Annotated in this window: 5 protein-coding genes; 2 read left to right on the forward strand and 3 right to left on the reverse strand. The window is 50.1% G+C overall.

The features are described from left to right. The coding region (locus tag NZ772_08235; protein MCS6813542.1) for a hypothetical protein at positions 1–447 on the reverse strand (447 nt) is incomplete at its 3' end. Positions 448–604: 157 nt separating this feature from the next. Between NZ772_08235 and NZ772_08240 the strand changes: the two genes are divergently transcribed. Further along, positions 605–1810, forward strand: coding sequence for a glutathione S-transferase family protein (locus tag NZ772_08240; protein ID MCS6813543.1), 1206 nt, complete (start codon positions 605–607; stop codon positions 1808–1810). Positions 1811–1854: 44 nt separating this feature from the next. Here NZ772_08240 and NZ772_08245 read toward each other — a convergent pair whose 3' ends face one another. Together NZ772_08245 and NZ772_08250 are read right to left on the reverse strand one after the other, a co-directional pair. After that, the gene (locus NZ772_08245) at positions 1855–3780 is read right to left on the reverse strand and encodes a flotillin family protein (GenBank protein MCS6813544.1); all 1926 of its coding nucleotides are present in this window, start codon (positions 3778–3780) and stop codon (positions 1855–1857) included. Between the two features lie 192 nt (positions 3781–3972). Next, positions 3973–6057: a GAF domain-containing sensor histidine kinase gene (locus NZ772_08250; GenBank protein ID MCS6813545.1), complete on the reverse strand. Its 2085-nt coding sequence runs from the start codon at positions 6055–6057 to the stop codon at positions 3973–3975. Between the two features lie 480 nt (positions 6058–6537). On the opposite strand from NZ772_08250, the gene NZ772_08255 reads away from it, so the two are divergent. Then, the coding region (locus tag NZ772_08255) for an SMC family ATPase (protein MCS6813546.1) at positions 6538–9163 on the forward strand (2626 nt) is incomplete at its 3' end.

A 9163-nucleotide genomic window follows, 5' to 3' on the forward strand; every position in this document is an offset into this window, starting at 1 on the left:
GAACTTAAAGTCTTCCTCTAGTTCAGCAACTGTTACATCAAAAAAGACAATCTTTTCTGGCAGGATGTCGTGATACATAATCACAGGTACCTTTGCCGATCGAGCATATTCATTAATTTCAGTAGAACTGCCCGCACTCACCAGCGCCAAAAAACTAGGCACGAGTTGCTCAGCCAGGAACTGCAAGCCAACTTTGGGCAAGGTTGCCCAACTGGTAATCTCCACCAGGCTGCCTGTCAACTGTGCAGGAAAAGGCATAGTAGTTGTTTCCTGGGTGCAGAGTTGCCCTAAATCTAGTTTATTCCCCTTCTCATCCCTATCCCAGACCGACGGCAAATCTAAAGGGTTAGAGCTGTTAGATGGAATGTCTGTCTGAGCCTTACCCACTGGAGGTAACATCGCTAAACTCATCAAGGAAACCATTAGTGCCGTTTGTAATTTCTGCATAGGTGACTTTAGTGCCAAGAGAAGGGACAGTTACAATACTGAAAGCGTTGTAAACGTGTTTACCATCAAAATATCCAAACATCAAAATATCCAAACACTAATAGTATTCGGCTAACGCCAGACTAGCAATACATTAAGGAATGATTAAGGTGACCCCATGACCCGTGCCCCTCTCAGTTGGACAGAACTCGCAGCCCTCGGAACGATGCAGGTAGATCCTGTCAATGGTGCAACTAATGCTCAATCGTGCCTACGATTATTTGGTAAGCCTGAAGCTGATGTACGAGTCACTTTATATCGCGATCGTCACGCATGGTGCCCCTACTGCCAAAAGGTTTGGCTGTGGTTAGAGGAAAAGCAAATTCCCTACCAAGTCAAAAAAATTACTATGTTTTGCTATGGTGAAAAAGAAAGCTGGTACAAGCGGAAAGTGCCCTCAGGGATGTTACCGGCGCTCGAACTGGATGGACAGTTGATCACAGAGAGCGATGATATTCTTCTAGCCTTGGAACAGGCATTTGGGCCACTAACCCACAGTATGACTAATCCACGGGTGCTACCCTTGCGGCGCTTGGAGCGGCTGCTGTTTAGAGCTTGGTGTACTTGGCTGTGCTATCCCACTGTAGTGCCTTGGCAAGAGCAACAACACCGTGACCAGTTCATTAACACGGTTGCTCAAGTAGAGGCAGCACTGGCAAATACGCCTGGCCCCTATTTTCTAGAGGATTTTGGCACAGTGGATGTTGTATTTGTCCCCTACGTGGAGCGCATGAATGCTAGTCTGTATTACTACAAGGGTTATTCGCTGCGAGAGGAAAATGCTCGTCTGGCAGCTTGGTTCGATGCTATGGAAAGCCGCCCTGCCTATCGTGGAACCCAGAGCGATTTCCATACCCATGTGCATGATTTGCCCCCCCAGATGGGTGGATGCTGGCAAAATAGTGATCCTCAAACTCGTATTCATCAACTGCGCGTCGATCGTGGCCCGTGGCTAGGCTTGCCCGATGCTAACTATCCAGAGCCAGAAACCTCGCGAGTGGAGGCTCTACACCGAGTTGTGAAGCACCACCGCAATATCATCCGTGTGAACCCAGCGGATGACAGCCTGATGGACGAGGCATTGCGCTGTGCGTTGACCTATCTGATTACAGGGGAAACTTGTACACCCCCAGCAGGGGCCGATCGCGCCCTACGGTATCTGCGCGATCGCATTAGCGTTCCCCGTGATATGTCCATCTATGCTGCTAAGCGGCTGCGGGAAGCTCTAGAAACCACAGCAGCACTGGTAGGTGATGGGCAAGGAGAGCCAATTCCTACTCAGCATCGTCGAGATCAAGACCCCGCTAACTTTGCCTTGGTGTAACCCTAATGGCGAGCAGCTAAGTACAGGATAATAGTAACCGAGAACTACTCAGCACTAGAACCATTAGGGTCACCGTTAGTTTGGACAAAGCCCTTCAGTTGGTTCACTAGACTACCTAGCTTACCCTCCTCGAGTAGGGTGTTAATTAATGCCAGTCCACTCGTAGATAGTAGCAGCTTGTTGATGTCCTCTGTACCGTTGCCATTGGCACCAGGGAAGGCATAAATGCGTGTGTCGCCCAGCACGCCAGGTTGTGGGGCAAGGGCAGTAAGGACTTCAGGCAGCTTTTCTGCCAGTTGTGGCCAGATGGTCTTAATGACTTCAGCAGTAAGGTTGGCATTGCTAATGATGTTGCGGGCAGCTAACTGAGCCTGGATGCCCTCTGCTTCTGCTAGGGCTTTGTCGCGGTTGGCCTCAGCTAGGGTACGGATGGCCTCGGCTTCTAGTTCAGCGGCCTGCTTAGCGATTTCTGCCTGTCGCTTACGCCGGAACGCATCAATCTCTACCACGTTTTGCTCACCAATGCGGCGCTCTTCTGCTTCTCGCTGGGCGGCAATCACTGCTAGTTGGCGCTGTCGTTCTGCTACTTCTACCTCAGTAGCAGTTGTCACTGCTGACTCTGCCTTAGCTCGCTGTGCTTCTGCCTGGAAGCTCTCTTTGCGCTTAGTGGCAATGGCGATCGCCACATCCTCTTGGGCAATGCGCGCTAACCGTTCCGACTCAGCAATTTGCACCTGAGCATCAAGGCGACTGGCTTCCACCGTGCGCTGACGAGTGATTTCTGCCACCTCTGCTTCCTGTTGTTGCAACGCTTGGGCCACCTTCAGTTGCTTGTTGCGCTCCTCTAGCTCAATATCAGCATCAATCTGACTCTGGCGAATGCCCAACCGCTTGCGGATTTCTTCCTCCTCCACAGCCTTTTCTTGAAGGATCTTTGCCCGCTGGGTAGCAGCAGCTTCCTTAGCCTTTGCCTCTTCAATTTCCCGTTCTCGCTGGGCTTTCATCGCCTCTACTTGCAGTTGCTGATCAAGACGGGCACTTTCTTTTTCTTGCTGAATGCTAAGGGAGCGCTTTTCAGCATCTAGTTCTTTTTGCTCGATCGTCACTTGAGTTGCCAGTTCCACCTCCCGTTTTTGCTGGATCGATCGCTGAATAGTTTCTGTCCGCAGGCGCACCCCTTGGGCATCAAAGAAGTTGTTTTGGTCGTAGGTGTCGCTTTCCTGAATCTCAGAAATGGCAATGTTATTCAGAGTCAGCCCTACCTTGGCGAGATCAGGTTGCATAAGATTGAGCACCTCTTGGGCAAACCCCAGCTTATCTGAGTCAATTTCTGCTAAGCTCTTAGTTTTGGCTGCTGCTCGGATGGCATCATCTGCCCGCTTTTCCAGGGCATTTTTGATATCGTCGCTGGTGATTTTACCTCCCTGGGAGAGGCGAGCGGCTGCTGTCAACACATCCTCTTGGGACGCATTAATGCAGACGTAGAAGGTAACACGCATATCTGCCCGTAGGTAGTCTTGAGTGCGCACGGCCAGTTTACCCGCCCGCTCCACGTCGATCGAAATCTCTCGCAATGGCACTCGTGTCAGTTCATGGAACCCTGGTAGCACCACGCAACCACCGTTAAGAATCACCGTCTTTTTCTTAATGAAAATGCCGCCCGTGCGCACAAAGGCTTCATTGGTGGGTGTGATTACGTATACGCGGGTATAAGCCCACACACTAGCAAGCAACAACACAATCAGGGTTACGACTAGTCCTGGAAAGACTAGAATGCCACTGGTTTGGGCCATCATCAAAGATGAAGCATGGGGCTGGGGCAACAGCGAAGGTGCAGTGCTAGCTGTAGTTTTCAAATCACAGCTCGACGGATCTGTCAGCAATTCGGAGGACGAGTGCAGTTGGCATTGCTCAGGAGTTGGAGAGGCAACTGCGGGAAGGGATTGAATCAGTACAAACCAGAAAAGCATAGTGATAGCAAGGTAAGGGGGCTAAATGATCACGAGCTGACACAATATACCTTGCTCAGTTTTACACCATAGGATTGTTGATCGTCGCGTTTCTGCCATACTCTGCAACCTATGCAGTAGTGCCTCTGTATTGTCTCACAGTTTCCCAATCACCAGATTCTCTGACTAGCCGATTCAACAAGAGGCATCAGTTCAATAGGGTTTAATCGCCTGAGGTAAACGAATTGTAAAGCAGGTTTGATAGGGTTGTGGATGAGATGGCAATGAGTCGAGACCATGCGCCGTTGTAGGACTAGCTCTATCTGCTGGCTTAACCAAGGGTTGACTCGTGACCTTAATCGTACCTTGCATATAGTCAACCAACCCTTTTACAAGGGCTAACCCTAGCCCTGTCCCTGGAATAACATGATCATTTGCCTTAGCTCCACGCCAAAATGTTTCAAACACATGGGCCAGTTCATCTTCAGCAATGCCATGCCCCTGGTTGCACAGGGTTATTGTCACCTGTTGGTTTGGTGACTCCCCGTCTAGTGAAGCTGTCAATGTAACTTGTGTATTGGAGAAGGCATACTTACCAGCGTTAGTCAGCAGTTCCGTTAGTATCCAGCGGATATTATCACGACTGCTCTGGAGATATAGGTGCTGCGGTAAATTAGTTACCAACGATACATTACACGATCGCCATTTGCCTTGGAATTCTGGCACCAAGTCGGTCACAATTTCTACCAGATCAATCCAGTCCAGTGGTGCAGTGAATTTCTTTAGCTCTAACTCTTGGAGCATCAGGAGGTTTTGAATCAGCTCAATTTCTCGATCGCAGCACTGCTCCAAAATATTTACGTAATGGTCATGGCGATCCTTTGCTAAATCCGATCGCCGTAGCATCCGAATTGCCAACCGCATACTAGTTAATGGAGTGCGTAACTCGTGATTCACCGTCGTGAGAAAACCATCTTTCACTTGGTTTAGGGCCTGCAATTCAGCGACTTGACGGCGGGTGACTTCATACAACTTGGATTGCACCTCCAAACTGCGACAAAGTTGAGAGGTGCGCTCTTCTACCAATGCCCGCACTTGGCGGAGGGTTTGCAACTGAATGATGGCCGTGCTGACTTGGCTACCAACTTGTTCTGCCAGTTTTAGGTCATCCGGCTGCCATGGATAGGAAGTGCTGCGTTGAATCACCAAGAACCCTAGCACAGTTCCACGATGCCCTAGAGGAACTAACAAAAGGGCAGGGAATCTATCTACTTGCAAAAGGGCATTAGGCACTGCAGAGGGATGTGATGTCAACAGTTCTTGGACATTGGCAACGGCTATCACTTCGTAGGGGTTGCTGAAGGCTTGTTGACAGAGCATACAGTCTGCCAACAAGAAGGATGAGGATTCTGAAGGTAGTTGGAGGGCATCCCCATCACTTCGGCACCACTGAGCCGCCAGCATAATCTGAGTCCCAGATTTACGGGGTTCTTGACTAGAAGATACAGGAAGTAATTCCGGCCTAACTTCTCTGGTTGGTACCTCTGAAGCAGATGGGATCAGAGTTAATCGACGGGAAACTAGTTGGTTGAGAGTTGACAGCATCGTATGCTGGGTCAGCAAGGGATCTCCATAGTTAATCAACAGCACTAGACCCCGATCTCCACCAAGCAAGTCAGTTACCCCCGCAATCGCCAGTTGCAAAATAGTCGTCAAGTCCAGGGAGCTACGTATGGCTGCGCTGATTCGATCAAGCAGATTTTGGCGTGCAGTAATAGCCTGAACTTGGTCACGCAGAGTTGCTACTTGATGGACTGTAGCTAGATGTGCAAATGCCATCGCGATAGGGCTAGCTACCGTAGCCAACCCTTTCACATCTGAACTACTCCAGGGATTAGTACCAAGCCGCAATAACCCAATGAGTCCATTTTCAACACCAGACCAGCCTACTTTAACAAGCAAGACAGAGCAACTTGCCAGGCCAGAAGGTAATTGGCTAGACGTAGGCAAGATTTCAATATCCACAACTTGAAACAGGTCTAACTGTTGCAGATGATGTTGGATTTGGGGATGACTAAGCCAAGTATCTAAGGAAATAGTAGAAATGTTGGGTGACCAGCCATCTCTAAACCAGTAGGTGCCGCTGGCAAGCTCGCTCACATGGGCAGATATAGCACTGCTGTCTGCTTGAAAACATTCCGCTAGACGACGCGCTATGTCAGACATCTGCTCCACGATCGGAGCATTAGTTAGCCGTGCAGTCAATTCTGCTGTCAAGTGAAAAGCGTCTGTTAGCACAGGTAAAGATAGATGCCCGTGAATAGGATGGCAACGCAAGTCTAGCGGCAATGGCATAGGATAACGAAGACGTACAGGGGTTGGAGAAACACTATAATCCCGATCGCTATCCTTTGAGATTACACTGCTATTCCTTCAACTATATCAGTACCATTACGGAATCAACCCGCGTAAACTATTGTATCTGCTTGTGAAATCTCCTGCCTGACAACTCATTGATTAGATGATGGTCTAGATAACTCTGTGCTCACTCAACCCTACATATCCTCTATGTTCACTATCAACCCATGCGATGTAGCCAGGAAACTGTTACGAGCACTAGGCTGTTGCTGTCATTGTAGTAAGCCTAATAGTTGCGGCTAATCTTGAGGTTTAGGGAGTAAGTCGTGTAGTACAATCAGCGGTCACCCTATACAGGGGTACTCTAATACAGGTAGACTGAAGAATAAATGTACGATTATAGAGTCTGCATCATCACCTATGATCCCCCTACGGCTCTCACTGCAAAATTTTCTGAGTTACCAACAGGCTTTGCTAGACTTTCGAGGTCTGCATACGGCTTGTATTTGTGGAGCCAACGGGTCGGGCAAGTCCTCTCTACTAGAGGCAATCTCTTGGGCACTGTGGGGACAAAGCCGCGCTACTAGCGAAGATGATGTGATCCACACGGGTATGTCAGAAGCTCGTGTAGATTTCATTTTTCAAATGCATCAGCAGGTCTACCGGGTAATTCGTACCCGCCAACGAGGGCAGGCAACAGTTCTAGACCTACAGGTAGCAACAGCTCAGGTAGCCCCATCCCACAATCAGACACCGATTCCAACACTGGATATGGGTGAATCTACATCCATCATTAGTGCTAAAGAACTAAGCTCACACCAATGCCCAGTTGAAGATTTGACACAACAGCTTACTTTTCGATCGCTAACTCTCCGAGGCTTACGCGCAACCCAGCAACTCATTCTGGATCGCCTGCGGTTAGATTATGACACCTTTGTCAACTCTGCCTATCTGCGTCAGGGGCGGGCTGATGAGTTTATGCTGAAACGTCCTAGTGAGCGCAAACAAATTTTGGCTACCTTGCTCAAATTAGACCAGTACGATGAATTGGCTGAGCGAGCGCGAGACCTAACCCGGCAGCGACGGGCAGCGATCGAAGTCTTGGAACAGCAGTATGAGAGTGTGGGTAACGCCTTACAGCGAGAGGCTGACATTGCTGACGAACGGCTGAGTTGGGAAAACAAGCTGGTGATGCTTCAGCGCCAGCAAGAGGCTGATGATCAACAATGGCAGGCCCTGCAAGCGCGACAACAACAACGACAGCAGTGGCAACAGCAATTGGCATGGCAGCAGCAACAACAAGCCGTCGTAGAGCAGGAGTGCGATCGCCTCCGCCAGGAGCTAGAGGTAGTGCAGCAGCACTATCAACAACTCGATGCCCTCTTGCAACAGGAATCTGTTATTCTCGTTGCCTATCAGCAGTTACAAGCACTTCAGGCTGAAGATGATGAGTTGACGGCTAAATTCCATGCCCATCAACAGGCTTGGGAACAACGGCAAGCCCTGCTTGAAGAGCAGGCAGCCCTTACGGGTGAATTGCAGGCCCAGCTTCGCCGTTTAGAAGCCCAGCGTGAGGTGCAACTGCAACAACAACAAGAGTTACGGCAAATTTTGGAAAAAGCTCCGACGATTGCTGATGCCCTGGCAAAACTCCACCAAGCCCGCGATCGACTGCAACAGTTAGATGATTTGCAAGCAATGGTTACCCCCCTCTGGCAACGACGGCAGCAACTCCATACCCACTTGGCGTTGGTGCAGGCTCGTCTGAGTGCCCGTCTGGATGAACTGCGGCTAGCAGCAGATCACTATCACCAGCAATATGCTCATCAGGCGCAACTTCAGCAGGCTGCATTGGACGTAGCAGAGCGCTTGGACTATTTGGAACAGCGTCGGCGTTATCAGGAGCAACTGCGAGAAAAGGGCATAGAGCGACGATCGTTTATGGATCAACTCCAAGCTCACCAACGTGACTACGAAGCTCAGTTAGGTGCCCTGGATCAAAAAGTGCAGTTTTTGCAACAGCCTGATGCTGTGTGTCCCCTTTGCGATCGCCCGCTCGATCAGCACCACTGGAACCTAGTGCTGCAAAAGCACAAGGCTGCCCAGCAGGAAATTCAAAATCAGCTTTGGGTGGTGCGAGAACAGCTTGTTACCTCAGAGCGAGAGATTCAAGTCTTGCGACGAGAATATAAGGAATTGGAACGGGAACTCCAGCCCTATGCTGCCATGTGGGAGCGACGAGGTCAGTTGCAGCAGGAATTGCAGCGATCAATCGATTCGTTTCAGCAATGGCAACGCTTGCAGGCCGAACAGGCTGAATTGACCCATGCCTTAGAGCAGAACGAATTTGCTCAAGACATTCGAGAAGAGCTGGCTGCTCTAGAGCAACAACTTGCTACTATCACCGCGCAGAAGGGTTCCTATGATGAGAAAGATCATGCACTGGTTCGAGGCGAGGTAGAGCGCTGGCGATGGGCAGAGATTAAGCAAGCAGAACTCAAGCAGACTCAGCTACGGTTAAACCAACTCATTGCCCAGCAGCCAGAGCTAGAGGCAACGATCGCCCATCTAGAAAAAGAACTTGCCACTGTGAAGGCATCTCCCCTACAGCAACAACTTGATGCCCTAAACCGTTACTTAGAGGAGTTGGGGTATGATCGTCAACACCACATCACCGTCCAAACCGCCCTACGCCAAGCCCAACCTTGGCAACTGCGCTACCAAGAACTGCAACAAGCTCAACAGCAAGCTCCCCACTTGCAACAACAGATTGCTGATCTGGAATCTAGGCTGCACCAGCGCACAACTGACTTAGCAGCCATCCGCGACCACATTGCTCACCTTCGCCAGTCTCTCGCAGACAACGCAGATGATGAGGAACACTTAGCACGATTGGCACAGCAGCGGCAACAACGCCGTGCAGAGATGGATACGGCGATCGCTCACCTAGGACGCTTGCAACAGCAACAGCACCACCTAGACAACCTGCGCCAACAGTACAGCACCCTTCATACACAACTACAAACCCTGCGCCATCAACAGCGGG

This window comes from Cyanobacteriota bacterium, from assembly GCA_025054735.1.
Classification (GTDB): domain Bacteria; phylum Cyanobacteriota; class Cyanobacteriia; order SKYG9; family SKYG9; genus SKYG9.